The sequence below is a fragment of the Xanthomonas sp. NCPPB 1067 genome, assembly GCF_020783795.1.
In the GTDB taxonomy this organism is placed as follows: Bacteria; Pseudomonadota; Gammaproteobacteria; order Xanthomonadales; family Xanthomonadaceae; genus Xanthomonas; species Xanthomonas melonis.
The window spans coordinates 16,884-43,451 of the sequence record NZ_JAJGQG010000011.1; the positions used below are offsets into that span (position 1 = coordinate 16,884).

Below are 26,568 nucleotides of genomic sequence, written 5' to 3' on the forward strand. Positions count from 1 at the left end.
GCATCCGCGCGTGACAAGCGACATGGCACTCTCGCCTTCTAGACGTCCCATTAACAGACCCGAGCGGTCCTGCCGGTATCCTGCGCCGATGCGATTCATCTTCCGGGTCCGCCCCGTCCTGCTGCTCTTGTGCGTCCTGGCGGGCCCCGCCTTCGCACGCGCAACCATCGACAAGATCGAGATCAAGGGTCTGGACGAAGGCGACGATGCCGAGATGATCGAGAACATCGAGGTCTCGTTGTCCCTGTATGAGGCCGTCGGCAAGGAGCAGGGCGAGTCGCGGCTGGAATACCTGCTGGCGCAGGCCGAGCGGCAGACGCGCGAGGCGCTGGAGCCGTTCGGGTACTACTCGCCCACCATCGATCTGGCGGCCCCGCGCAATGGCGACCGGGTGACGGTGGTGATCACGGTGGAGCGCGGCGAACCGGTGCGGGTGCGCACCTCGCACATCTCCATCACCGGTTGGGCCGAACAGGACCGCTACCTGGGCCAGGACCTGAAGCAGTTCGAGCCGCGCCCGGGCCAGGTGTTCAGCCACCCGCAGTACGAATCCAGCAAGGTGCGCATCACCCGTCGCCTGGCCGAGCGCGGCTATTTCGACGCCGACCTCACCCGCCGCCGGGTCGCGGTGACGCGCGCCGAGCAGGCCGCCGACATCGATCTCAACTGGGACAGCGGCCGGCGCTACGACATGGGCAAGGTGCGCTTCGACTACGACTACTTCCGCCCGGGACTGTTCGAGCCGTTGGTGTACTGGGAAGAAGGCAGCTACTACCACGAAGGCAAACTGGATCGGCTGCGCGAGTCGCTGACCAAGCTGGATTACTTCAGCACCATCGATATCCAGCCCAAGCCCGAGGAAGCCGATGCCGATGGCCGCGTGCCGGTGGACGTCAAGCTCACCCGCGCCAAGCGCACCATCTACACCTCCGGCCTGAGCTACGGCAGCGAGAGCGGAGCCGGCGTGCGCGGCGGGGTGGAGCGGCGCTATGTGAATTCGCGCGGCCACAAGATGGACACGCAGCTGGACTATGCGCAGAACCGCAAGAGCCTGACCTCCAGCTATCGGGTGCCCGCCTTCCGTTGGCTGGACGGCTGGTACACCGCCTCGGTGCGGCTGTACGACGAGCAGACCGAATACATCGACCTGCGCAACATCAAGCTTACCGGCAGCCGCAGTGGCCAGATCAACGAGCGCTGGAGCGCGATTGCCTCGATCAACGCCTTGCGCGAGCGGTGGCGTTTCAGCAGCGGCGACGACTTCGAAGGCGCGGTGTACGAGACATCCACGCTGATCTATCCGCAGCTGCAGGCCAACTACGTCAATGTCGACGACCGCCTGTTCCCGCGCAGCGGCGTGTCGGGGCAGATGTTCATCCGCGGCGGCGCCGAAGGGGCCGGTTCGGATACCAATTTCGGCCAGCTGTACGGGCAGTTGCGCTGGTTCCTGGGCGCCGGCGACAACGGCCGGCTGATCCTGCGCGGCGAAGGCGGCACCACCTGGACCAGCGACTTGGTCGCGATGCCGCCGAGCCTGCGCTTCTTTGCCGGCGGCGCCAACAGCATTCGCGGCTATGCCTTTCGCGAAGTCGGCCCGCGCACGCCCAGGCCGGACGAATTCGCGCTCGGTGCCAAGAACGTGGTGACCGCCAGCGCCGAATACGAGCATTACCTCAAGGGCGGCCCATGGGGCGGGGCAGTGTTCGTCGATGGCGGCAGCGCCTTCGACGACCGGCCTGACTGGCACACGGGCATCGGCTTCGGCCTGCGCTGGCGCTCGCCGGTCGGCCCGGTGCGAGTGGATATCGCGCATGGCCTGAACGATCCCGACTCGCAGTTCCAGCTCTATATCGATATCGGGGCCAACCTGTGAGCACACCCACGCCGCCCGCCGTACCGCGCCGCGCGCGTTTCTATCGCCGGCGCCGCTTCTGGGTGGGCTCGGGGCTGACCGTGCTGGGACTGGTGCTGCTGGCCCTGATCGCGCTCTATTGGCTGCTGCAGACCGTGGCCGGGCGCGATGTATTGCTGGCGCAAGTGGTGGCGCGGTTGCCGGTGGGCGCCAGCTTCACCTATGCCAGCGTCGAAGGCCCGGTGGCCGGCCCGCTGACCTTGCGCAATGTCGACTTCAAGTATCAGGACATCCACTTCACCGCCGAGCGCGTGTATCTGGAGCCGGACCTGCGCCCGCTGCTGGGGCGCAAGCTGCAGCTGGATGCGGTGCAGGTCAGCAACGCCTCATTGAATCTGGGCAAGAGCGACGAACCGTTCAAGCTCCCCAGCTGGCCCGAATCGCTGCCGCAGATCACCGTGCCACTGGCGATCCAGGCCGACAGGATCGATGTGCAGAACCTGCGCATCACCCAGCTGCAGCAACCGATGGTCGTCCTGCACAGGGTGCAGGGCGGGCTGGAAGTGGCCACCGGCGAACTGCGTACGCGCGCGCTGGTGATCGATACCGACAAGGGCGATTTCCGCCTGCACGGCGATTACGTGCCCAACGACGACTACCGCGCCGATCTCACCGCCACCGCAGTGCTGCCGGCCCCACGCGGGCGCACCCCGGCCAGCCTGGGGCTGGTGGCGCGCGGGGATCTGGACAAGATGGAAGTGGCCATTGCCGGCCGCGCGCCGGCACCGTTGCAGGCCAGCCTGGTATTCACCGGCCGCGACGACCCCAGCTGGGCGTTCAAGGCGGTGACCGAGGCGTTGGACACGGCGCTGTTGATTCCCGCCGCCGAGGGGCAGACCGCTCCCCCCGCCACGCCGATCGCACTGAACCTGCAGGCCTCCGGCAAGGGCGGCAACGCCGATCTGCAGGGCAGCATCCGCCAAGGGGAACTGAGCGCTACCCTGCAGCCTTCGCATCTCCGCTTGGCCGACCAGGTCCTCACGGTCGAACCGTTGGTGATCGAGACCTTCGAAGGCCGCACGCAATTGCGCGGCACCGCCGATTTCCGCGATCCCCAGAATCCGAGCTTCCGGTTCGCGGTCAATGCCGGCGGCCTGCGCTTCACCCCGGCCCCGGACCCTGCCACACCCGATGCGCCGGTGGTCCCGGTGGAGCTGAGCGAAGCGCGCCTGGGCGTGGCCGGTACCCTGAAGGCATGGGCGGCGATCGGCCGCGCCACCGTGGAGCGCGACGGGCAGCAGGCCAAGCTGGTGTTCGACACGCGCGGCAACGACCAGCGCGCCCAGCTCAAGCAGGTGCAGGCCGCCACCCCGGGTGGCGCGCTGGATCTGACCGGCGAGGTGGGCTGGACGCCGGAACTGCACTGGGACCTCGCCGCACAACTGTCCAAGTTCGATCCGGGCTATTTCGCGCCGGGCTGGAACGGCAACCTGTCCGGCACGATCGCCTCCAAGGGCCGCCAGCTGCCGGCCCCCGCGGGCGGGGTATCGCCGGGCCTGGAAGCCACCGCACAGGTGTCCAGTCTGCGTGGGCAGCTGCGCCAGCGCGCGCTATCGGCCGACGGCAAGTTCGCGCTGCGCGGCGAACAGGGCGAAGGCGAGCTGCAACTGGCGCTGGGCGCCAGCCGCATCACCGCCAAGGGCAAGGTCGGCGATCAATTGGATATCGCCGCGCAGCTGCAGCCGCTGCAGCTGGACGATGTGCTGCCCGGCGCCACCGGCGTGGTGCGTGGACAGTTGCAGATCGGCGGTAAGCGCAATGCGCCGGACATCACCGCCGATATCGCCGGCAACGGCCTGCGCTGGAACAGCTACAGCGCGCAGAGCATCAGCCTGCGTGGCCGGCTGCCGTGGCGCGGCAGCGATGGGCAACTCGCATTGCAAGGCACCGCCATCGAAGCCGGCGTGGTGCTGGACAGCGTGCGCGTGCAGGCACGCGGTGCGGTGGAGGCGCTGCGCCTGGAGGCCGACATCGCCAATGCCATGGCCAGCCTCGCCCTGCAGGGCGATGTGCGTCGCAACGGCGCGCGCTGGCAGGGCCAGCTGGCCACGCTGCGCATCGCGCCGGTCAAGGGCGATGCCTGGGCGCTGCGGCAGCCGGCGCAGTTCAGTACCGACGGCGCCGCCTTCACCCTGTCCGATACCTGCCTGGGCGCCGCCACCGGCGGTGCGCTGTGCGCCAGCGCCAACTGGCCGCGCGACGGCATGGTGGTGCATGGCGATGCCTTGCCGCTGTCGCTGGTGCAGCCGTGGCTGCCCAAGCAGGAAGGCCGGCAGATCTATCTCCGTGGCGAGCTCACCGTCGATGGCAGCTTCAAGCCACGCGGCAATGCCTGGGAGGGCAGCTTCCGGGTCGCCTCGCCGGAGGGCGGCATCCGCCTCGGCGAAACCCGTTACGCCGCGGTGGCCGGCAACCCCAATCGTGGCGAGTTGCTGCGCTACGACCAGTTCAGCATGCAGGCCGATTTCACCCAGCAGCAGATCCAGGCCAAGCTGGGCATCGGCTTCCAGGGCGCCGGTTTCGTCGATGCCAAGTTCAACACCGGCTGGGATGCGTACGCGCCGCTCAACGGCGAGCTGTATCTCAATATGTCGCGGCTGTATTGGCTGGAGCTGGTGGTGGCCGACGTCGTGCGGCCCAAGGGCCTGGTCGAAGGCCATGTGAGCCTGCGCGGTACCCGCGACAAACCGCTGCTGGGCGGCGATGCCACCTTGAGCGATTTCACCGCCGAGTACCCGTCGATGGGCCTGACCCTGAGCGAGGGCAAGGGCCGCTTCGACGCGTTGCCGGATGGCTCGGCCAAGATCACCGCCTCGGCCAAGTCCGGTCCCGGCACGCTCACCATCGACGGCGGGCTGTCGTGGTTCGGCAGCAGCACGCCGCTGCTGCTCAATATCCGCGGCGAGAACGTGCTGGCCTACAACACCAGCGAACTGCGCATCATCGCCAACCCGGACATGCAGTTCGGCATTGCCGACAACACGATGCAGCTGCGCGGCAAGGTCACCGTGCCCGAAGCGGATATCGACCTGGAACGCCTGGACCGTGGCACTTCGGTGTCCGAAGACGTGGTGGTACTGGACCCGGTGGATCCGGAAGAAACCCCGGCCTCGCCGCTGGACATGGACCTGGCCATCGTGCTCGGCGACAAGGTCAACATGAGCGGCTTCGGCCTCAAGGGCGGGCTGAGCGGGCAGATGCAGATCCGCGCCCGCCCCGGCCGCGAGATGACCGCCAACGGCGGGCTGGATGTGCGCGGCCGCTACAAGGCCTATGGCCAGGACCTGACCATCAGCCGCGGCCAGCTGACCTGGAACAACAACATCGTCTCCGATCCACGCGTGAGCCTGCGTGCCGAACGCAAGGTGGGCGACGTCACCGCCGGCATCGACGTCAGCGGCCGCGCCGAATCGCCACGTGCCGATGTGTGGTCCGAGCCGGCAATGTCGCAATCGGAGGCGCTGTCGTACCTGGTACTCGGCCGCGGCCTGTCCACCGCCAGCAGCGACGAAACCCAGCAGGTCAGCGCCGCCTCGGCCGCGCTATCGGCCGGCAGCAGCCTGATCGCCTCGCAGATCGGCGCCAAGCTCGGCCTGGACGACGCCGGCGTCAGCCAATCCAGCACCCTGGGCTCGGTGGTGGGCTTCGGCAAGTATCTCTCGCCCAAACTCTACGTCGGCTACGGCGTCTCGATGATCGGCAGCGGCTCGGTGCTCACCCTCAAATACCTGCTCAGCCGCGGCTTCGACATCGAAGCCGAATCCAGCACGGTGGAGACCAAGGGTTCGATCAATTGGCGGCGGGAGAAGTAGGCGGCCCATAAACGCCGTCTCGGCAGTGCCGCGCGTCGAAGCTCCGGCGCACCGCCGCCGGCCGTGGTGCGCCGGACCATCGATGGCCCGGCACGAAGCGGCGCCAGCGCAGGCATCGACGCTGCCGCCGCCTGCCGTTCGAGACGGCAGGCTGGCATCGATGCGCGCCAGGGTCGGTCAATGCGCTGCGTTTCTGCGCGCACTCCAGTGCGAGATCAGGTCCGCACCCCAGGCGATCGCAGTCCCCAGCAACGCGATCTGTGGAAAGAGGATCAGAAAGCCGATGCCCACGAAGACGCCCTTTGCGCAGATCGCCGCGGCCCACACCCAGCCCCAGCTCCACTGAAACCGGAATGTCTTGCCGCCCCGACGTATCCAGCGCAGCAGTGCGATCAACAGCAAGGGCAAGGCGATGAAGGTTGCGGCCTGTTTCAGGCCGACGGCGATCAACGCCCCCGCAAGCACGCCGATGGCAGGAATGAACAGACGTTGCAGCCAGGGATGCTCCACCCGCGGGTCGGTCTCCGGCCGGCATTGCCAACGCAGCAGGGAGGTCAGGGCGTACCACGCGACCCAGCCGGCGACACTGATCACTGCGCCCCAGAGTCCGACCTTCAAGACCGGAGACATGCCCGGTGTCGGATTGTGGTCGACCATTGCCAACAGCAGGCACAGCAGCAGGAACGCCACACCGACGATGGCACTGCGCATCAATCCCAGCGCGGCGATCATCGGGTTGAACATGTCCCGCTGGCTGGCCATATACCAGCGCAGAGCGCTTTCCCGATCCACTGGCGGTGGCGGCTTGCTGCCGCCCGGGACATAACCGATCAGATCGAGCAGGCGGCGGACCCGGCCGGCGCGTCCGGGCCAGAGCATCGTGGCAAGGGCAGTACCTTCCGGCTCTGCTGGCGCCAGCCATTCCAGCATCCTGCGTACCTGAGGCACCGATGCGGAGGCATCGCCGCAGCGCTGCAGCTCCCTGGCCAGTTGGGCGTGACCGGCCGGCTGTAGCAACCACCGGCGATGCATACGTGTACGCACCTGTTCGACCAGATAGGGATCGGGCGCATCCAGCGCCTGCTCCCAGTCGAAGAAGCCCGCCAGCACATCGTAGTTGTCTGCGATAAGCGCGTGACTCTCGCCAAGCAGAGAGCGCTGTAAGGCGCTGCCGATCTGTGGCTTGAATTCCAATGACCATAGTTCCGGTTGCGTCAGCAGCCATCGCTGCAGTTCCTGCGCGTCCACCGCGCAGGCTTGCTGCAGGATGCGTCGCTGCACCTGCTCCACGTCGACATCCGGCTGCCGTGCTTGCGGCGGCGCGCTCCAGTCGGCAGCAATGTCCGGGACGGGTCGGGGTGTTGCATCCGGCTGCGCGGACTCGGGCCAAAGCGCGTCAGCGGGCTGGACGTCCGGTGTGGGAGAGTGCGCGGCCAGCGGCGACGCGGCGGGCCGAACACTGCCCACGCCAGCATCAGACATGCCGTCATCCTGCGGCTCATCGGCTTCCTCGGCCGCCGCTGTCTCCGCGCGGTAACGCGACCAGGCGAGCGCGGCCTGATAGGTCTCATGCAACTGCTGGAACCCGGCCGGATCGTCGTCCGGGCGGGTGAGCTTCAGGCGTGCCGCGTAAGCCCGCTTGATCGCACGCGTGTCTGCATCGTCATCCAGCCCCAGCGCATCCAGCGCCCAGTTCATGCACGCGCCTCCAGTTCGTCCAATGCTTGCGCGAGTTCGTGGCGGTGGCGCTCGATGCGTTCCAGATCCTGGCTCTCAAGCACCTCCCGGAACTGCACCATCCACTGTTGTACCAGATGCCGCGCGTCGATGTATTCCTCGTAGACGCGCTCGCTCCGTGCCATCAGTGCGATGTTCTGCTGCTGGTCGCGTGGATGCACCTTCAGGTCTTGCAGGGCCTGCAGCCGGCGCACGATTTCTTCGCGATCGAGCAGTCCGGGATTCTGTTCCAGCACCAATTCGTGCCGCCTACCGGTGGCATCTTCGATCACCTCCACCTGCAACAGCCCATCCACATCATAGGTAAAGCGCGTCAGCACGCCTTGCTCGCTGCGCGCGCGCTTGGGGTCGAGTGGAACACGTAGTTCGCCCAGTTTGATGTTCTTTTCCACCATCGGGTTTTCGCCCTGGTAGACATCGATGATGACCTGGGTCTGCTGCTCGTTGATCGGGTAGAAGCGGTCCTCGCGGCTGACCGGCACCACGCTGTTGCGCGGGATGATGGGATGGAAGTAGCCGGAGCGCACCTGGCCGTCGTTGCCCTGACGTGCGACCTGCGTGCCCAGTGTGTATGGGCAGACATCGGTGAGCACGACTTCGCGCAGGCTTTCGTCGCGGCTCTTCAGGCCCGCGGCGACCACAGCCCCCAACGCGATGGCGTGATCCGGGTTGACATGACGCAACGGCAGGCGACCAAGCATGCGCGTGGCCAGCCGGCTGATCATCGGCATGCGCACCGCTCCGCCGACCAGCACGATATCGTCCAGCTCCGACGGCTTGAGTTTGGCATCGCGCAAGGCGCGCTCGATCGGTGTGCGCATCCGCTGCAACAACGGCTCGGCCAGTTGCGCAAAGCGCGCTTCGTCGATCTCCCAGGCATAGCTCTGCCCTGCCATGCTCAGGTTGATGGCACCCTGCGTCTGGGTGCTCAGTTCGCGCTTGAGCTGTTCCAGACGGCGGCGCAGCTGCGCACTGTCGCCGGGGGCAAGCTTGCTCGCATCGAGGCGATGCTCGGTACAGAAGCCCTCCAGCAGTACCTCGAGAAAATCTTCGCCTCCCAGAAAATTGTCGCCTGCACTGGCATGGACTTCGACCACCCCGTCGAACATCTCCAGCAACGACACGTCGAACGTGCCGCCTCCCAGATCCAGCACCAGTACGCGGCCTTCGCCGCCGCGTTCCTGCAGCCCGTAGGCGAGCGCGGCGGCGGTGGGCTCGTTGATCAGCCGTTCGACCCGGATTCCCGCCAGTTCACCGGCCACGCGCGTGGCTTTGCGCTGCGCATCGGAAAAGTACGCCGGTACGCTGATGACGGCTTCTTCGATCTTGCTGCCTAGTGCCGCTTCGGCGTCGGCGATCAACGAGCGTAGGATCAGCGCTGATAACTCTTCCGGACGGAAACTGCGCCCACCCAGCGTGGTCTCGCGTGAGCTACCCATCCAGCGCTTGAACGCCGCCACGCTGTGCTGTGGATGCGTCACCAGGCGCTCGCGGGCCGGTTGGCCGACCAGCAGGCTGCCATCGTCGGCGATGCTGATCACCGACGGTGTCAGCAGGCTGCCGTGCGGGTTGGAAAACAACCTCCCACCCTCGGCATCATGCACTCCGATCAGCGAGTGGGTGGTGCCGAGGTCGATGCCTACGATCATGACGGAATCCTTTAGCGTCTATGAAGTTCTAGTTGAGTACGGACAGGTCGTCGTGCTGCGCGTCTTGGACAAGCGACACCAGCCAAAGGAATAGCGCGACGGCCAATCCGGGCCACAGGCTCGCACCCATTGCCGCCGATGCGAGTCCGATAGTCCCCGACATGATGAGCGATTGTGGCGCCTTGACTGCCGGTGGCGGAACCATGCGCCCCATGACGCGGTACAGCGCCATGCAGATCAAGGCCGCGCCCATGGCCGCCCCCACCACGCCATCGCCCAATCCACCTGCTATGCCGGCAATGCCCGCAGTCATTGTCGCAGGCAACAACCAGCGGTGCGCGATGTGTTTGTGCGTGCCGGGCGTGAGTCTACGCACCTGCCACCGCGCACCCAGGTGGACGAGTACCAGCGCACTCCAGCCCCCCAAACCCCATCCAATGCTACGGAACGCCCAGGTTGCGTTCTCAGTGTCGGGATGAACGGTCGAAAGGATCGCCAACAAGCCGGAGCCGATGGCAAGCAGGGCGGCAACGCAAAGCCCTCGCGCCAGGCCCAAGCCCAACTGACGCCCGTGTGGGCGCTGCGGGTTACCGATCTGTATCCAGAAACGCAGATTCTGCGGATGCACTGATTCGGGTAACTGGTGTGGAAACCACCGCTGCACGATGCTGCAGAAGCGGTACATCCATGCAGGCCTTGCCGGTAGGAGCGCGGTCGCCAGGGAGCGCCATGGCGAGGGTGGCCGTGCCAGACGTGAGCGCAGTGCAGCCGCCCACTGCGGCGTCATCCCGTCCCATCCAGCCACCGTCAACTCATAGGCAAGCACTTCGGCATCGCCATCGAGTGCCAGCGCCGACTCCCGCCTTAGCGCCAGTTCCTGCTTGCGTGCAGTCCTGCGTGCTGCCTGAAGCCAGGCGACGTTGTCATCGTCCTCTTGCGCCTGCCAGCCGAAGGCCTTCATCAGCGTATCGATGGTCGCCAGGCGTAGCGATGGGCGCTGAGTACCGAGCGCGTGCGCTACGTGGAGGCTGATCATGAAGCGCTGGTAGTCTGACCAAGTGTCAGCATGGCTCTGCATCCAGAGTTCTAAGGAGTCTGGCGGCTGGTCCAGGGCAACATCGAGCAAGCGCGCGGACCACAGCACATGGGAGGCATCCGCGTCGGGATCATCTCCGAAACTTGTGATCAGCAGATCGAAAGTCGCATCGGTGACTGGTAAGCATCGGCTCTTGATGAGGTCTGCCAGAGCCTGGCCAATCTGCGGACGCAGCTCCAGCGACCACCACTCCGGTAGCTCGCTCAACCATGCGGAAAAACTCTGGTCGGGCATGTCTTGCGCTGCGGCCAGGATGCGTGCCGCGCAGTCCGGTACGTGCGTGCTCTCGCGCCAGCGCTCGATCTCTGCCTCAAGGGCAGGGTCGTGGACATATGCAGCCAGCGAGCGCGGTGCTTGATTCCTCTGAGACTGGCTTGCTGGTAGCGCTTCTGCCGTCGATGCGGCGGTCTGCGCGCCTGCCCACGTCTCGTCAGCGTCAACTTCGTCAGCTCGCTCGATGCATGCTGCGTAAGCCAATGCGGCCTGGTAGGTTTCGTGCAGTTGCTGGAATGCCGCCGGATCATCGTCCGGACGAGTTGTTTTCAGGCGGGCGGCATACGCGCGCTTGATCGCGCGCGTATCGGCATCCGCTGACAGACCCAGCGCTTCCATTGCCCAGCTCATCATTGCAACCCTGCAACCCCGATGGGGTGATCGCGTTCCATCCTGACCTGCTCCCGGCTCCAATCACGCGTTATCGACCGGTGGCTTCCAAACTTTACGGTGCTGCCTACGGGGTGGATAAGACTTGAATGAACTGATGAGTGCAGCCATTACGCACTCTTTATGCCACACCCTGAGGCGCGAATAGCTCCTTTATGCCCTCCAGACCTACCTTGGCACTCCCGCACCATGGTGCGTTGAGCCCAACACGATGTGTATCCTGATTTTGCAAGGCCCGCAGGCTGATCCGGCGCAACGGGCGCCGATGCAGGCCGAATGCGCCGGACGTGTGTTGCGTACGCTGGCCTGCGCCGATGTGCAGACCTTGATTGCCGGGCTGCACGCAGCCGGCCGCGATACCGAGGTGGAGCTGGTGCTGCTGGACTCTGGCGATCTGCCGTTGTCCGAGCGCAGCTGTGCCAGCGCCTTGCGCGCGGCGGTGGATGCGTTGCCCACGCCTTACATCGAACTGCATGCCGATGCGGGGCAGGAGCTGGAGCCGTGGCTGCATCCGCAGCATGCGCCGCTGGCGGTGGTGATCGCGCCGCACGATACGCCGCGCGCGTATGCGGTGTCGCTGGGGATCGCGGCGCGTTGCCTGCCGTCGTTGCACGCGCCGCTGCGCGTGGCGGCTTGAGGGCGCCGCCATGTCGATCATGATCATACGTGGGCCGGAGGCATCGTCGCCGCTGGTGCGTGGGCCGCAGCCGCTGCCGCGGGCGGTGATCCGCCAGCTGGTGCAATGCGCCGGCGATGCGGGCAAGACCGTGGCCCTGCGTGCCTGCGGGTCGGAGCAGGAACTGCTGGATGCCCTGCGCGTGGCCGGGCAGGCGCGGATGGAGATCGCGCTGATCGATCCGGGCAGTTGCGTGGAGAGCACGCGCCTGCACCGTCTCCTCGGCGCACTGCCGTACCCCTTCGTGGAGGCCCACGACGACAGTGTGGACCGGCCCGAACGTTGCCTGCCGGACGGTTTTACCCAGCGGGTGGCCACGGTGCGCGGTTATTGCGCGCAGAGCTATCTGCTCGGGCTGGAGATCGCGCTGGAACATCTGGGCTGCACGGAGATCCAGGGCGATGTCCACGTCGGAACCTGAGTCGCGCCAGCTGCATTACTTCGTCGACTACGAGGGCTATTGCGACGGTCGGCCGGTGCTGTGGGGGCAGCTGGCCCACAGTGTGGACGTGCGCGGCGGCGAGCTGGACGCGGCAGGGCTGGTGTACGCCTTGCGCCGCCGTGCCGCGGAGGTGCATGGACTGGAAGCCGGGCAGATCCGGCTGTGCCAGGTGACGCGCTTGTAGGGGCATGCCGCTACCGCTGCGCGGCCGTTACGTGCCGCTGTCGCCGTTCCCCATCAGCACGCAGCTACCCGTCGTCCACCGCATCGTGCACGGCCATCCTGAAAACCGCGGACACGACGACGCCACCCGAAGGTGGCGTCGTCGTGCTGGGCGAACTGCGCATCGTTGCGCAGATCAGCGGTGTTGAGGCTTACCTGCCCGCACTGCCGTTCGGCACGAACTTGATCAGCTGGTTGCTGGTGGCCGGAGTGCCGAAGTTGAAGCGGCCGTAGCCGGCGCCCCAGTACAGCGCACCGTCGACGGCGGCCGGGGAGCTGATCACCGAGCCCGCGGCGTCGTAGTTCCACAGCGTCGCGCCGGTGTCGGTGTCCAGGGCGACCATGTTGCCCGCCATCGAGCCGGCATAGAGCAGGTTCGGCGACACCGTCAGCGAGCCCTGGCCACCGGCCGGTACGTTGGGGTTGACGCGGTTGATGCCGGGCACCTTGACCTGCCACTTGATCTTGCCGGTGGCCGCGTCCAGCGCCGCCCACGAACCGCCATTGTGGCTCTGGACATTGGCAGGTCCCAACGTATAGGTGGCGTTGGAGCTGTTGTTGATGGCCACATACACCTGCGACTTGTACGGGTCCACCGCGGTGCCCCATTCGACGCCGCCGGTGGTGCCGCCCGGGCCCACCTGGGTGGACCACACGGTGGCCCCGGTCTTGGCATCCAGTGCGAAGTAGATGCCGCTCTTCTGCCCGGCGCCGACCAGCTGCTGCAACTTGCCGTTGCGGCGGGCGGAGAACAGATTGACGCCGGCGCCGCCGAAGTCGTAATCCGGGCCGGTGAGGTTGCTGGCCTGGGTGTTCGGGCACAGGCCGTTGGTGGGAGCGACGATGCACGACAGGTTCCAGGCATCGTAGCCCTGCAGGCGGTGCGCCCAGGCCAGCTTGCCGCTGTCCAGGTTCAGGGCGATCACCGAATCGACGTAGTTGTCTGGCGCCATGCAATCCAGTTCGTCCTGCACGGTGAGCTGGCCGCCGCGATAGGAGCGCGCATTGGAGACGCAGTTACCCACCCCTTGCGGGATGTTGTAGTTGTTGCCGGTGCCGAAGTACAGGCGGCGGCTGATCGGGTCGATGGCGACCTGCCCCCAGACCGCAGCGCCGGTATAGCCTTCCGGCACGGTGTAGAACTGCCACAGCTTCTTGCCGGTGTTCAGATCCACCGCCACCACGCTGCCGCGGAAGCTGAAGGTGTGGTTCGGCTGCAGATTGCCCCAGTCGCCGGACGAGACGCCGACGTAGATGCGGTTGCCGTAGATGACCGGCGAGGAGGTGATGCGTGCCTGCAGGTTGGCCTCCACCGTGGTCTTCCACAGCAGCTTGCCGGTCTTCTTGTCGATCGCCAGCAGGGTGCCGGCAGCCTGGTCGCCGACGATGATGCTCCTGGCACTGATGGCCGGGGTATTGCGCGTGACCGAATTGGTATTGCCGGTGTAGTCGGACAGCTTGGCCTGCCAGTTCGGCTTGCCGGTCTGCGTATCCACGCTGTAGAGGCTGCCGCCCCAGTCGGGAACGTACAGGGTGCCGCCCTCGACGCTGGGCGTGGCCGAGATGTCGCCGGTGGTGGTCAGGGTCCATGCCGGCTTGAGCGAGCCGACAGTGCTGCGGTTGATCTTCCATTCGCCGGGCGCGAAGCGCGTGTTGAAGTAGCCGCCACCGGCAGTGGCCCAGTTGGTGGGGCTTGCGAACGGGAGGTCCTTGCCGAAACTGCGCCAGACCTGGCCGGAGCGTGCGAACGCCTCGGTGTCCAGTGACGACACCGGCGGCTGGGCGGCAGTGGCGGTCGTGGCGGTCGTGGCGGCGGACTGGGCAAAAGCCATTGCGCTGGCGAGCAGGCAGGGAGCGAGCGTCAAACTGCAAAACCACATGCGGCGATTGGAGTTGGTCATCACGGCGTGTCCATTGATGGAAGGAAGCGCTGGATCCCCCCGGATCTGCGCCCATGAAGATCGCCGATTGCGGTGACCGAGCAAGCGATGCGCGATGCGCGCGTTCACGAAACGGTCGGGTCTGCCTGCATCTGGTTAAACCAGCTCGGAAAATTTTTGTTCAGCTCGTTCGTTAATCGCACAAATGGTGATGATTCATCACTATCTGCAGCCATTGCGATAGGAAAAATGATTGGCCGCGGTGCACGCGTATCTGCCCGAAAATCAATGGTATGCAAAAAGTAACCAGGAAATTTTGCGCCACCTTGTGGGGTTGGCCACTGTGTTGAAACCACCCCTCTCCAGCGGGACGAGAAGGCACGGTTTGCGCGCCACCGGGGCGTGCCTTGGAGCGCCCGCGTTGCAAACGCGTGGCGCGGAGCGGGGGTTGGGGTGAGGGTAGGGGGCGGAGCTTCTGTGTCGTCAAAATGCACGAGGCTTCGCACGTACCCTCATCCGCCCCTTCGAGGCACCTTCTCCCGCAGGGAGAAGGGACACGAGGCTTCGTACGTACCCTCATCCGCCCCTTCGGGGCACCTTCTCCCGCAGGGAGAAGGGATTAGGCATGTACGGCTGCGTTATCAGGCGCGTTATGCGCTTTGAGGCGAGGGCGCGGCGGTATGCGCTGCAGCGGGAGCGATCAGCGCCAACTGCGCGATCGCATCCTGCACCACTTCCGCCACCGTGGCATCCACATCCACCGAGACCACATCGGCTTCGTCCAGCGGCAATTCCAGCGTCTGCAGCTGACTGTCGAGCAAGGTCGCGGGCATGAAGTGGCCGGCGCGCGCGCTCAGTCGCGCGGCGATCACCTGCGGGGCGGCATGCAGGAACACGAAGCGCATCGGCACGCCGCTGCCGCGCAGCAATTGCCGGTGCGAGCTGCGCAGGCCGGAAAACGCCAGCACCACCGATTCGCCGGCCTGCACGCAATCGCGCAAGGTGGCCGACAGCAGTTCCACCCATGGCACGCGCATGGCGTCGGTAAGCGGCTGGCCGGCAGCCATCTGCGCGCGTGCGGCCACGCTGTGATAGTCGTCGGCATCCAGGAAGCGGAAGCGGTAATGCGCCGCCAGGGCCTGGGCGATGGTGGTCTTGCCGCTGCCCGACACGCCCATCACCACGATGGCCAGGGGCGAAGCGGACGCGGGTGTGGCGAGTGCGGCGGTGTCCATTACGTCAGGTTATATCTCCGGATCGATTCGGCATTTGAGCGGATTTCACGTTGGCGGCAGCCGATGCGTGGTGTAGCGTCGGCGCTCCTTGCCAGGTGAGCGGGCACCCAGCGTAACGGCGTGCCCGGCCGGGTACAACGCATCCGAAGGTCTGTCGATGACGTCATCACCCGCACCGTCTCCCGTATCCGCACGCCTGCGCTGGCGCGAAAAACTGGGCTACGGCGCCGGCGACCTGGGCCTGAACCTGTACTGGGCCAACATCGGCTCGTTCCTGCTGATCTTCTATACCGACACCATGCATCTGCCGGCCGCGGCCGTGGGCACGATGATCCTGCTGACCAAGATCGCCGATGCGATCGCCGATCCGGCCATGGGCGCGCTGGCCGATCGCACGCGCAGCCGTTGGGGCAAGTTCCGTCCGTATCTGCTGTGGGGCGCGGTGCCGATGGCGCTGACCGGCGTACTGGCCTACACCACGCCCGACCTGGACCAGCATGGGCGCATGTGGTGGGCGACGCTCAGCTTCCTGGTGATGATGCTGGCCTATACGGTGGTGAGCATTCCGTACTCGGCGTTGTCGGGCGTGATCACCGCCGACAGTGGCCAGCGGACGAGCCTGATCAGCCTGCGTTTCATCGGGGCCTTCGCCGGCACCACGCTGGTCAACTACTGCACGCTGGACCTGGTGGCCTGGTTCGGCGGTGGCAACGATGCGCTGGGCTGGCAGCGCACGATGATGCTGTACGGCGCGGTGGCGGTGGCCTTGTTCGTCACCGTGGCGCTGACCACGCGCGAACGCGTGCAGCCGCCGCCGCAACAGCGCACGCCGATCGGCCGCGACATCGCCGACCTGGTGCAGAACAAGCCATGGTGCGTGCTGTTCGTGCTGTCGCTGATCATCATGATCACCATCGTCATGCGCGGCGGCGCCGGCGTGTACTACCTCAAGTACTACGTGCAGCGGCCCGATCTCACCGGCCTGTTCCTGGGCAGCTATTCGGTGTCGCTGGCGGTGGGTGCGGCGATCACCCCGCTGCTGACCCGGCATTGGGACAAACGCCGCCTGATGGCCGTGCTGATGGCCGTGGTCGGCGTGTTGAGCTGCCTGATGTTCTTCGTGCCCGCCGATGCGGTGTGGGCGATCTTCGTGCTCAACGCGCTGATCGGCGTGGCATTGGGGCCGAAATCACCGCTGGCATTCTCGATGTACGCCGACAGCGCCGACTACACCGAATGGCGCACCGGGCGGCGCGCGACCGCCATGACCTTCGCAGCGGCGACGTTTTCGCAGAAGCTCGGCGGCGCGCTGGCATCGGCCGGCATCGCCTGGGTGCTGGCCGGCATGGGCTATGTCGCCAACAGCGCGCAGTCGAACGTCTCGCTGACCGGCATCGTGCTGTTGCTGACCGTGATTCCCGGGGCGGTCGCGCTGCTGGCCGCATGGACCATGCGTTTCTATCCGCTGGACGACGGCCTCCTGCACCGCATCCAGCAAGAACTTGCCGCGCGCAAGCGCGATGAACCGGAGCATTCCTGATCGTGTCCGCAACGCCTTCCGCCGAGTCCGACGACCTGTCCACCCTGCTGGCGCCCAGCGCCGATGGCGCGCGCTACGCGCTGTACAGCCCCACCGCCATGCCCAATGCCGGCGGCTTTCTGTGGAACCGGCGCATGATGCTGCAGCTGACCTGCCGCGGATATGCCACCGGGCAATTCATGCAGCCGGAACCGGCCAAATACGCGCATGCGCCGATCCTGGAAGCGCGCAACTTCATGATGCCGGAGCAGCCGTATTACGCGCATCATCCCGGCCGCTTCTTCTATCTCAAGGACGAAGACAGCGGTGCGCTGTATTCGGTGCCGCACGAACCGGTGCGCGCGCCGCCGCAGGCGTTCGAGTTCTCTGCCGGCAAGCGCGATGTGCGCTGGACGGTGCGCCATGACGACATCGTGGTGGAGCTGTGCGTGGCCCTGCCCACCGACGATGCGGTGGAGCTGTGGGAATGCCGCGTGCACAACCGTTCCGGACGCGCGCGCCGGCTCAGCCTGTACGTGTATTTTCCGGTCGGCTACATGTCGTGGATGCATCAGGCCGGCGGTTACGAGCCGGCACTGGGCGGCATCGTGTGCCGCAGCGTGGCGCCTTACCAGAAGATCGAAGACTACTTCCGCCAACGCGATTTCAAGGACTGCACCTTCCTGTTGCACGAGCAGCCGCCGGTGGCCTGGGAGGCGCAGCAACTGGCCTTCGAAGGCGAGGGTGGGTTGCATGCGCCGTCGGCGATCCAGGCCGAGCAGCTTGGCAATCACGAGGCGCACTACGAAACCCCGGCCGCCGCGTTGCAGTATCGCCTGAGCCTGCAGGCCGACGACGCCCGCGTGTACCGCTTCGCGTTCGGGCCGGCCAAGGACGATGCCGAGATCGCTGCGCTGCGTGCGCGCTATCTGTCGCAGGAGGGCTTCGCCGTGGCCGCACGCGATTACGCGCTGTATCTGCAGGGTGGACGTGGTTGCATGCAGATCGCCACTCCGGACCCGGCGCTGGACAACCTGGTCAACCACTGGTTGCCGCGGCAGGTGTTCTACCACGGCGACGTCAACCGCCTGACCACCGACCCGCAGACCCGCAACTACCTGCAGGATCACATGGGCATGGCCTACCTGCAGCCGGCCACCGCGCGCGCGGCGTTGCTGCACGCGCTGTCGCAGCAGGAGCCCAGTGGCGCGATGCCGGACGGCATCCTGCTGGTGGAAGGCGCCGAGCTGAAGTACATCAATCAGGTGCCGCACACCGATCACTGCGTGTGGTTGCCGATGTTCCTGAGTGCTTACCTCGCCGAAACCGGCGATGCCGGCATCCTGGATGCGATCGTGCAGACCCACGACGGGCAGCGCCTGCGTGTGGCCGAACGCCTGGATGCGGCCATGCAGTGGTTGCTGGACGCACGCGATGCGCGTGGCTTGAGTTTCATCGCCCAGGGCGACTGGAACGATCCGATGAACATGGTCGGCTGGCGCGGCAAGGGCGTGTCCGGCTGGCTCACCGTGGCCACCGCGTATGCGCTGCGGCTGTGGTCGGACATCTGTGCTGCGCAGGGACGCAGCACCCAGGCGCAGCGCTTCGGCGAGGCGGTCGGGACCATCAATGCCGATGCCAATCGCGAGTTGTGGGACGGCAACTGGTATGCGCGCGGCATCACCGACGACGGCGTGCGCTTCGGCATCGCCGACGATGTGGAGGGTCGCATCTATCTCAATCCGCAGAGTTTCGCGTTGCTGGCCGGCACTGCCGATACGCAGCAGCGTGCGGCGCTGCTGGAGGCGGTGCGCGAGCAGCTGCATACGCCGTACGGCCCGGTGATGCTGGCGCCGGCGTATACGCACATGCGCGACGACGTGGGTCGGTTGACCCAGAAATGGCCTGGCGCTGCGGAGAACGGCGCGGTGTACAACCACGCGGCCGCGTTCTATCTGTACAGCCTCTACCAGATCGGCGAGGCCGATCGTGCCTGGGAGGTCCTGCGTTCGCTGCTGCCTGGCCCGAGCCGCGAAGACGTGTTGCAGCGCGGCCATCTGCCGGTGTCGCTGCCCAACTATTACCGCGGTGCCTGGCATCAGTATCCGCGCACGGCCGGGCGTTCGAGCCAGTTGTTCAATACCGGCACGGTGGCCTGGGTGTATCGCTGCGTGCTGGAAGGTCTGTTCGGCCTGGTCGGTGAAGGCGATGCCCTGGCGATCCGTCCGCAGCTGCCCTCGCACTGGCCTCGGGCCCAGGCGACGCGGCAGTTCCGCGGTGCGCAGTTCGAGGTGCAGCTGCAGCGCGAGGCCGGACGCGTGGCGACCGAGGTACTGGTGGACGGCGTGGTCAGCGCGGATCAACGCGTGCACGCGGTGACTGCCGGGCGGGTGTACCGGGTGCAGGTGCGGCTGCCGGGCTGAGCGGCCCTCACCCGCCCTGCGGGCACCCTCTCCCGCACGCGGGAGAGGGGGAGCTTGCTGACATCGGGTTGGCTGTTGTCTTGGAGGTGCTGGTGGACGGTGTGGTCAGCGCGGACCAGTGGGTGCACGCGGTGACTGCCGGGCGGGTGTACCGGGTGCAGGTGCGGTTGCCGGGCTGAGCGGCCCTCACCCGCCCTGCGGGCACCCTCTCCCGCGGGCGGGAGAGGAGAGCTTGCTGACATCGGGTTGGCTGTTGCCTTCCAGCGCTGCGCCAGCTGCGGTGCCGCTTCCCGGCGATCCATTCTGTCCGGCGCTGCTCCCTTCCCCCGCCTGCGGGGGAAGGTGCCCGCAGGGCGGATGGGGGGCAGCCTGCCTCCCGCATGCTCCATTCCCCTGCCGCCACTGCGTACACTCGCACGCTGGCATTGCCCGAAGGAGCGCCGTTGGTTTCGAGCTGGATCCTGCTGCTGGTGTCCGTGGGCTATGCCGCGCTGCTGTTCGGTGTGGCGTGGTGGGGCGATCGCCGGCCCATGTACACGCAGCGACCGTGGCTGCGGCCTGCGGTCTACAGCCTGGCGCTGGCGGTGTACTGCTCGTCGTGGACCTTCTACGGCGCGGTGGGCTCGGCGGTGCGCAATGGCATCGGCTACCTGCCGATCTATCTCGGCCCGCTGCTGTTGCTGCTGTTCGGCTGGCGCATCATCGAACGCCTGGCGCTGATCGCGCGTGCCGAGAACACGGTGTCGATCGCCGACTTCATTTCCTCGCGCTACGGCCGTTCGCGGCGGCTGGCCGCACTGGTGGCGGTGATCGCGCTGGTCGGCATCGTGCCTTACCTGGCATTGCAGTACAAAGCCGTGGCAATGAGCCTGGAGGTGTTGACCGGGCATAGCAGCGCCGGGCGCGGCATCCTCGCCGATCCGGCGCTGTACGTGGCGCTGTTGATGGCGCTGTTCGCCACCTTGTTCGGCACCCGCCAGGTCGATGCCACCGAACACCATCACGGCATGATGCTGGCGGTCGCGCTGGAGTCGGTGATCAAGCTGGTCGCCATCGTGGCGGTCGGCCTGTTCGCATGGCTGTGGTTGAGCGATCACCAGCTGCACATCGCCGATTCGGCGCGCACCCTGTTCGAACATACGCCATCGGTGGGCTTCATCTCGCAGACGCTGCTGAGCTTTCTGGCGGTGATCTGTCTGCCGCGCCAGTTCCATGTGGCCGTGGTGGAATGCAGCGATGTGGGCGATATCCGTCGCGCCCGCTGGTTGTTCGGCGCGTACCTGGTGGTCATCTCGGCGATGGTGGTGCCGATCGCCTCGGCCGGTATCGCCCTGTTCGGGCAGGGCAGCACGGTGGTCGACGATGCGGTGGTGCTGGCACTGCCGCTGAGCCAGGGCAATAGCGTCCTTGCGCTGGTGGCCTACGTCGGCGGATTCTCCGCAGCCACCGGCATGGTGATCGTGGCCAGCATCGCCCTGGCCACGATGGTCAGCAACGATCTGGTGGTGCCGGTGCTGCTGCGCCGCCGCGTCAGCGCCGATGCGCGCGCAGCGGTGGCCTCGCGGGTGCTGTGGATCCGGCGCGTGGCGATCCTGCTGCTGGCCCTGATCGCCTATGGCTATCACCGTAGCGTGGCCAACGACACCACCTTGGCGACCTACGGGCTGATGGCGTTCGCGGCGGTGGCGCAATTCGCGCCGGGACTGATCGGCGGGCTGTACTGGCGCGGTGCCAGCCGCAAGGGCGTGGAGACCGGCATGGTGCTCGGCTTCATGACCTGGATCTACACGCTGCTGCTGCCGGCGGCCACGCGCGCCGGCTGGCTGCAGCCGGAGTGGCTGGTGGATGGGCCGTTCGGTATCGCATGGCTGCAGCCGCAGCAGTTGTTCGGCATGCGCGGCTGGGATCCGCTGGCGCATGGCACGTTCTGGTCGCTGCTGATCAATGTCGGGGCGATGATGCTGGTCTCGGCGCGCTGGCGCCCGGGCGTGGACGAACGGCTGCGCGCCGCGCCGTTCCTGGATCCGTATGCGCAGCGCCCGGCAGTGGCCGGCGAGTGGCCCGGGCACGTGCGTGTCGGCGATCTGCAGGCGCTGGCCGAGCGCGTGGTGGGCGAGCGGCATGCGCGTCGCGCGTTCGTGGAGCAGGCGCAGTTGCTGGAGCGCGAGCTGCAACCGGCGGCGGTGGCCGACCGTGCCTGGGTGCAGTTCACCGAGCGCCTGCTGGCGGCCTCCATCGGTGCAGCCTCGGCGCGGCTGGTGCTGACCAGCCTGTTGCGCGGCTCGGGCATGGAGCTGGGCGAAGTGGTGGCGGTGCTGGACGAGGCTGGGCAGGAGCTGCGCTTCAATCGCGAAATCCTGTCCACGACGCTGGAAAACATCAGCGCCGCAGTCAGCGTGGTCGATCCGGAGATGCGCCTGACCGCGTGGAACCGGCGCTATCAGCAACTGTTCGGTTACCCGGACGGCATGTTGTACGTCGGCCGCCCGGTGGCCGACCTGATCCGCTACAACGCCGAGCGCGGCGAGCTGGGCGAGGGCGACATCGAGGACCAGATCGACCGCCGGATCCGGCATATGCGCGCCGGCTCGCCGCATGTGTTCGAGCGCACCCGCAGCGATGGCAAGGTGATCGAGATGCGTGGCCAGGCGCTGCCCGGCGGCGGCTATGTCACCAGCTATAACGACATCACCGACTACAAGCGTGCCGAGCGCGCGTTGCTGGACGCCAACGAGAACCTGGAGCAGCGCGTGGCCGATCGCTCGCGCGAAGCCGAGCTGGCGCAGCAGTCCAAGACGCGCTTTCTGGCCGCGATCAGCCACGACGTGCTGCAGCCGCTCAACGCCGCACGCCTGTTCGCCTCGGCACTGCGCGAAAGCCACCGCAACAACGATGAACAGCGCCATCTCGCCGAGCGTGTGGATGCCTCGCTGCGTGCGGCCGAGGAACTGCTCGATGGCCTGCTCGATGTGTCGCGCCTGGATGCGGGCGGGCTGCGCCCCACGGTCGAGGATTTCGATGCCAGCGCGCTGATGCACGAGCTGGCCGCGCAGTATGCGCCGGTGGCGGCCAGCCGCGGCCTGCGGCTGCAGGTGCACACCCGGCCGATCTGGGTGCGCAGCGACCGCCGCCTGTTGCGCCGGGTGATGCAGAATTTCCTGGCCAATGCGCTGCGCTACACGCGCCAGGGCCGTATCGTGCTTGGGATGCGCGGGCGCGGCACGCAGGTGGAACTGCAGGTCTGGGACACCGGCCCGGGCATTCCCGAACACCACATGCGGCAGATCTTCGAAGAATTCCGTCGTTACCAGCAGCCGTTCGACTGGGGCGAACAGGGGCTGGGGCTGGGGCTGTCGATCTGCCAACGCATCTCGCGCCTGCTCGATCACGATTTGAGCGCGCGCAGCCAGGTTGGCCGCGGCAGCATGTTCTCGATCCTGCTGCCGCGCGTCGCGCCGGTGCCAGTGGCGCCCCTGCTGCCTGCGCCGGCCGCGCGCGCGGTGTCCAGCGGCGAATCGCTGGCCGGCCTGCGTGTGCTGTGCGTGGACAACGACCGCGAGATTCTCGACGGCATGCGCGCGCTGCTGGGCCGTTGGCAGGTGGAGGTGATCACCGCCAGTACCGTGGACCAGGCACTGGACTGCGCGCGCCAGCAACCGGATCTGATGCTGGTGGATTACCACCTGCACGATCGTCTGGATGGCCTGGACACGCTGGACGCGCTGCAGGCCGCCGCGCCGTCGCCTATCGCCGGCGCGCTGCTCACCGCCGACGGCCGCGACGAACTCAAGCAACTCGCGCGTGATCGCGGCTATCGGTTGCTGACCAAGCCGGTCAAGCCGGCATCGTTGCGCGCATTCCTGAGCGCGTATCACGATGCGAAAACGCGCTGAAGGTGTCACCCGACGACAGCGTCGGACATGCCTGCGCGCGGGGAAGCATTATCTTTAACGCCCGGTCGCGCAGGCACGCTCCTGCCAGGGGAGGCGCTTACGCGACGCCGCTGAGGTGTTCGTAGAGGATCACGCTGCCGACGATCACCAGGATCAAACCACCGAGGATTTCGGCGCGCTTGCCGATCAGCCTGCCGAGCGCGCGGCCCAGCATGATGCCGGCGGTGACCATGCTGAAGGTGCACAGGCCCACCACGATCGCCACCACGCCGATGTGCACGTCCAGGAACGCCAGGCTCACGCCCACCGCCATTGCGTCGATGCTGGTGGCGAACCCGGTGGCGGCCAGCGCGAGCAGGCCAGTCTTGTTCGTGCCGCTGCCCGGTTCGTCGGTCAGATCGGGATCGGCGCGCAGGCCGGCGACGATCATGTGCACGCCCAGCGCGCCCAGCAGGCCGAAGGCGATCCAGTGGTCGAAGGATCGCAGGTGGCTGGAAGCGGCGCGGCCCAGCAACCAGCCGATCACCGGCGTGACCGCTTCGATGCAGCCGAAGATCGCACCCGCGCGCAGCGCATCGCGCCACTGCGGCTTGCGCATGGCTGCACCCTTGCCGATCGCCGCGGCGAACGCATCGGTGGACATGGCAAAACCGATCAACACGATGGAAAGCGGAGACATCGACACGCTCGGGTTGGGCACGGACACAACGGCATGCGCCCGCGCCAACCGTCGTCGTACGCGCATGCCGCTGGTCTCGCCAAACCACGCAAGGTTGCCTGCACCACGGCGCAACGGCCGAGTATGTTGATGCAGGCGCGTCCGACGATGCGGACGCAGGCTACTCCCCAAGGGGCGCGCAGTGTAACAACGCAATACCGGTTTTCGAGCGATCTGCCTGCACGCGAAGGTCGGTCTGATCTTCATAGCCTTGGCTATTGCGGTGCCTTGTCCGCGCCATGCATCGAATGCCGTGGCGATTGCGGTGCAGCGTCACGCCGGGGGTCGGTGCTTGGGCGCGCCTTGCCCCCGTCCGCCCTGCGGGCACCTTCCCCCGTGAGCGGGGAAAGGGATGTGCTGACGCGCGATCGCTGCACGCCGTGGCAGTCGACCGCCAGTGCCAGCCAAGGACCACCAACAGGCGATGGCCGGATCAGCTTCCCAGCGCGCGTGGTGGGTGATACATCAAGGCGTCGGAAATTTCGGCGGTGGCGGCGCACAACGCCTGCAAGGCGGCCTGGGGACTCACCAGTTCGGGGCGGCGTTCGATGAAGGGCACCGTGAGCGTATAGGTGGCGCTGCCGTGCTGCAGGATCGGTGCGGTCAGGTCGACCACGCCGACCACCGCCTCGCTGGCGTGCATCGCATACCCATCGCGGCGGGTCTGCTGCGCATCCTTCAGGAACCGGGCACGGTCGTAGGGCACGGCGCTGGCATCGAGCGCCTCCAGCCAGCGCGCCTGCACATCCGGTTGCTGGAAGGCGAACAGCACCAGACCGGAGGTGGAGTGGGCCAGCGGGCGGCGGTGGCCGGGGCGCACCACCAGGCCCAGGTCGCTGGGCACGTCCATCTGCGCGATCACCACGATCTGGTCGCCCGACGGTGCCACCAGATGGCAGGGCTGGCAGATCGCATCGGCCAGCCGCCGCATCACCGGCAGTGCGGCTTCGGTGACGTTCTGCACCTGCGGCTGCTGCATGCCGAGCATGAACAAGCGATTGGTCAGCACATAGTCGCCATCGGCATCGCGCATCAGGTAACCGCGTTCTTCCAGGACCTGGAGCATGCGGAAGATTTCTCCGCGCGAGCGCCCCACGCCCTGCGAGATCGCACCCATGCTCAGCGCGCGTGCATCGCGTGCCAGCAGCTCCAGGATGTCCAGCCCCTTGTCCAGGGCCGGCGCGCGGTACTTGGCGGGTTCGGTGCTCATCCGTTTGCGGTTCCGGGCAGGGGCGGCGCGCCAGGGTACAGGCAACGCGGGCAGGGGTCAGGTGGGGAGTGTGAGTGCAAATATAAACAAAGATTTTATATTTGCATGGAGTAGGCGCGCGCAGTACGCTCGCTCGATTGCAACGCAAGCGCCACAGCCTTGGGAGGGGAACGGTCGCATGCATCACAGTGACATTGCCGCGTCACCGCGTGGCAACCTGGCGCGCACCGCCATGGTCCCCCTGGTGTTGATCGTCAGCCTGTTCTTTTTGTGGGGCATGGCCAACAACCTCAACGATATCCTGATCAAGCAGTTCAAGAAGGCGTTCGAACTGACCGACCTGCAGGCCGGTTTGGTGCAGAGCGCGTTCTACATGGGTTATTTCGTCTTCGCGATGCCGGCAGCGATGTTCATGCGCCGCTACAGCTACAAGGCCGCCGTGGTGCTGGGCCTGCTGCTGTATGCGTGCGGCGCGTTCCTGTTCTACCCGGCCGCGCAGGTGCACACCTATTGGCTGTTCCTGCTGGCGCTGTTCGTGATCGCCAGCGGCCTGGCGTTCCTGGAAACCACCGCCAACCCGCTGGTGACCGTGCTCGGACCGGCCGATGGCGCGGCGCGGCGGTTGAACCTTGCGCAGGCGTTCAACCCGCTGGGCTCGATCACCGGCGTGCTGGTGGGCCAGCACTTCATCTTCTCCGGTGTGGAGCACAGCCCCGCGGAGTTGGCGGCGATGGCGCCGGCCGCGCGCGAGGCGTTCTTCGCGGCCGAATCGGCGGCGGTGCAGACGCCGTACCTGATCATCGGCGCGGTGGTGGTGCTGTGGGCGCTGCTGATCGCGCTGGTGCGCTTTCCCGCCGGTGCGCCGGACGCAGTGGCGGGCGAAGCGCCCAAGCGTGCGCGTTTCGGCGAGCTGCTGCGCAACCGCCTGTTCGTGTTCTCGGTGGTGGCGCAGTTCTTCTATGTGGGTGCGCAGGTCGGGATCTGGAGCTACCTGATCCGCTATCTGCAGGACGCGGTGCCGGGCACGCCGGAAAAGACCGCCGCCACGTACCTGACCATCTCGCTGGTGTTGTTCATGGCCGGGCGCTTCATCGGTACCGCGCTGCTGCGCTATCTGGCGCCGGCCAAGCTGCTGGCGAGTTTCGCCACGATCAATCTGCTGTTGTGCGCCGTCGCGATCGCGCTGCCGGGATGGACGGGCTTGTACGCGTTGGTGGCCGCCAGCGTGTTCATGTCGGTGATGTTCCCGACCATCTTCGCGCTGGGCCTGGACGGCATGCATGACGATGCCCGCAAGCTGGGCTCGTCGCTGCTGGTGATGTCCATCATCGGCGGCGCGTTGCTCACCGCGCTGATGGGCGCGGTCTCGGACATGGCCGGCATCCACTGGGCCATGCTGGTGCCGGGTGCGTGCTTCGCGGTGATCCTGGTGTTCGCCTTGCGCGCGCCGCGTGCGGCGCCTGTCGTGACGGGAGCCTGAG

The 26,568-nt window shown here is 66.8% G+C and carries 16 protein-coding genes and 1 riboswitch; of the genes, 9 read left to right on the top strand and 7 right to left on the bottom strand.

The window, feature by feature from the left end; all coding sequences use genetic code 11:
- Window positions 1–88 precede the first annotated feature (88 nt).
- Complete coding sequence (locus LL962_RS10450) at window positions 89–1,873, top strand: autotransporter assembly complex protein TamA (RefSeq protein WP_104588396.1); 1,785 nt, start codon at window positions 89–91, stop codon at window positions 1,871–1,873.
- Complete coding sequence (locus tag LL962_RS10455) at window positions 1,870–5,724, top strand: translocation/assembly module TamB domain-containing protein (protein ID WP_228316846.1); 3,855 nt, start codon at window positions 1,870–1,872, stop codon at window positions 5,722–5,724. Before LL962_RS10450 ends, LL962_RS10455 begins: the two co-directional genes overlap by 4 nt.
- A gap of 177 nt (window positions 5,725–5,901) precedes the next feature.
- Here the strand turns inward: LL962_RS10455 and LL962_RS10460 are convergent, their stop codons facing one another.
- Genes LL962_RS10460 through LL962_RS10470 form a run of 3 tightly spaced genes read right to left on the bottom strand, consistent with a single transcriptional unit; the run spans window position 5,902 to window position 10,818 of the window.
- Entirely contained in the window at window positions 5,902–7,422 is a 1,521-nt protein-coding gene (locus LL962_RS10460) for a hypothetical protein (RefSeq protein ID WP_228316847.1), read from the bottom strand.
- Window positions 7,419–9,110, bottom strand: coding sequence for a molecular chaperone HscC (locus LL962_RS10465; protein ID WP_228316848.1), 1,692 nt, complete (start codon window positions 9,108–9,110; stop codon window positions 7,419–7,421). Before LL962_RS10465 ends, LL962_RS10460 begins: the two co-directional genes overlap by 4 nt.
- A gap of 28 nt (window positions 9,111–9,138) precedes the next feature.
- Complete coding sequence (locus tag LL962_RS10470) at window positions 9,139–10,818, bottom strand: J domain-containing protein (protein ID WP_228316849.1); 1,680 nt, start codon at window positions 10,816–10,818, stop codon at window positions 9,139–9,141.
- A 262-nt stretch (window positions 10,819–11,080) separates the two neighbouring features.
- Between LL962_RS10470 and LL962_RS10475 the strand changes: the two genes are divergently transcribed.
- Genes LL962_RS10475 through LL962_RS10485 form a run of 3 tightly spaced genes read left to right on the top strand, consistent with a single transcriptional unit; the run spans window position 11,081 to window position 12,171 of the window.
- Complete coding sequence (locus tag LL962_RS10475) at window positions 11,081–11,506, top strand: hypothetical protein (RefSeq protein WP_228316850.1); 426 nt, start codon at window positions 11,081–11,083, stop codon at window positions 11,504–11,506.
- 10 nt (window positions 11,507–11,516) lie between these two features.
- On the top strand, window positions 11,517–11,966 hold the full coding sequence (locus LL962_RS10480; RefSeq protein ID WP_228316851.1) for a 3-dehydroquinate dehydratase: 450 nt from the start codon (window positions 11,517–11,519) through the stop codon (window positions 11,964–11,966).
- Window positions 11,947–12,171 carry a hypothetical protein gene (locus tag LL962_RS10485; protein ID WP_167395406.1) on the top strand — a complete coding sequence of 75 codons (225 nt, stop codon included), beginning with the start codon at window positions 11,947–11,949 and terminating at the stop codon, window positions 12,169–12,171. The genes LL962_RS10480 and LL962_RS10485 overlap by 20 nt, the downstream gene beginning before the upstream one ends.
- A 190-nt stretch (window positions 12,172–12,361) precedes the next feature.
- Here the strand turns inward: LL962_RS10485 and LL962_RS10490 are convergent, their stop codons facing one another.
- The gene (locus LL962_RS10490) at window positions 12,362–14,110 is read right to left on the bottom strand and encodes an outer membrane protein assembly factor BamB family protein (protein WP_228316852.1); all 1,749 of its coding nucleotides are present in this window, start codon (window positions 14,108–14,110) and stop codon (window positions 12,362–12,364) included.
- A 629-nt stretch (window positions 14,111–14,739) separates the two neighbouring features.
- A complete protein-coding gene (locus LL962_RS10495) occupies window positions 14,740–15,324 on the bottom strand; it encodes a gluconokinase (RefSeq protein ID WP_228316853.1) in 585 nt (194 codons plus the stop codon).
- Between the two features lie 157 nt (window positions 15,325–15,481).
- Between LL962_RS10495 and LL962_RS10500 the strand changes: the two genes are divergently transcribed.
- The 3 genes from LL962_RS10500 (at window position 15,482) to LL962_RS10510 (ending at window position 23,159) form a co-directional block, all read left to right on the top strand.
- Window positions 15,482–16,864, top strand: a complete 1,383-nt coding sequence (locus LL962_RS10500) for an MFS transporter (RefSeq protein WP_228316854.1) — start codon at window positions 15,482–15,484, stop codon at window positions 16,862–16,864.
- A 2-nt stretch (window positions 16,865–16,866) separates the two neighbouring features.
- The gene (locus tag LL962_RS10505) at window positions 16,867–19,266 is read left to right on the top strand and encodes a GH36-type glycosyl hydrolase domain-containing protein (RefSeq protein ID WP_228316855.1); all 2,400 of its coding nucleotides are present in this window, start codon (window positions 16,867–16,869) and stop codon (window positions 19,264–19,266) included.
- A 443-nt stretch (window positions 19,267–19,709) separates the two neighbouring features.
- Window positions 19,710–23,159: a hybrid sensor histidine kinase/response regulator gene (locus tag LL962_RS10510; protein ID WP_228316856.1), complete on the top strand. Its 3,450-nt coding sequence runs from the start codon at window positions 19,710–19,712 to the stop codon at window positions 23,157–23,159.
- A 97-nt stretch (window positions 23,160–23,256) separates the two neighbouring features.
- On the opposite strand, the gene LL962_RS10515 is transcribed toward LL962_RS10510, so the two are convergent.
- Complete coding sequence (locus LL962_RS10515) at window positions 23,257–23,838, bottom strand: manganese efflux pump MntP (protein WP_104588384.1); 582 nt, start codon at window positions 23,836–23,838, stop codon at window positions 23,257–23,259.
- Window positions 23,839–23,844: 6 nt separating this feature from the next.
- Window positions 23,845–24,013: riboswitch (yybP-ykoY riboswitch) on the bottom strand.
- A 297-nt stretch (window positions 24,014–24,310) separates the two neighbouring features.
- Window positions 24,311–25,087 carry an IclR family transcriptional regulator gene (locus LL962_RS10520; protein ID WP_228316857.1) on the bottom strand — a complete coding sequence of 259 codons (777 nt, stop codon included), beginning with the start codon at window positions 25,085–25,087 and terminating at the stop codon, window positions 24,311–24,313.
- A 178-nt stretch (window positions 25,088–25,265) separates the two neighbouring features.
- On the opposite strand from LL962_RS10520, the gene fucP reads away from it, so the two are divergent.
- The gene (gene fucP / locus LL962_RS10525) at window positions 25,266–26,567 is read left to right on the top strand and encodes an L-fucose:H+ symporter permease (RefSeq protein WP_228316858.1); all 1,302 of its coding nucleotides are present in this window, start codon (window positions 25,266–25,268) and stop codon (window positions 26,565–26,567) included.
- Window position 26,568 lies beyond the last annotated feature (1 nt).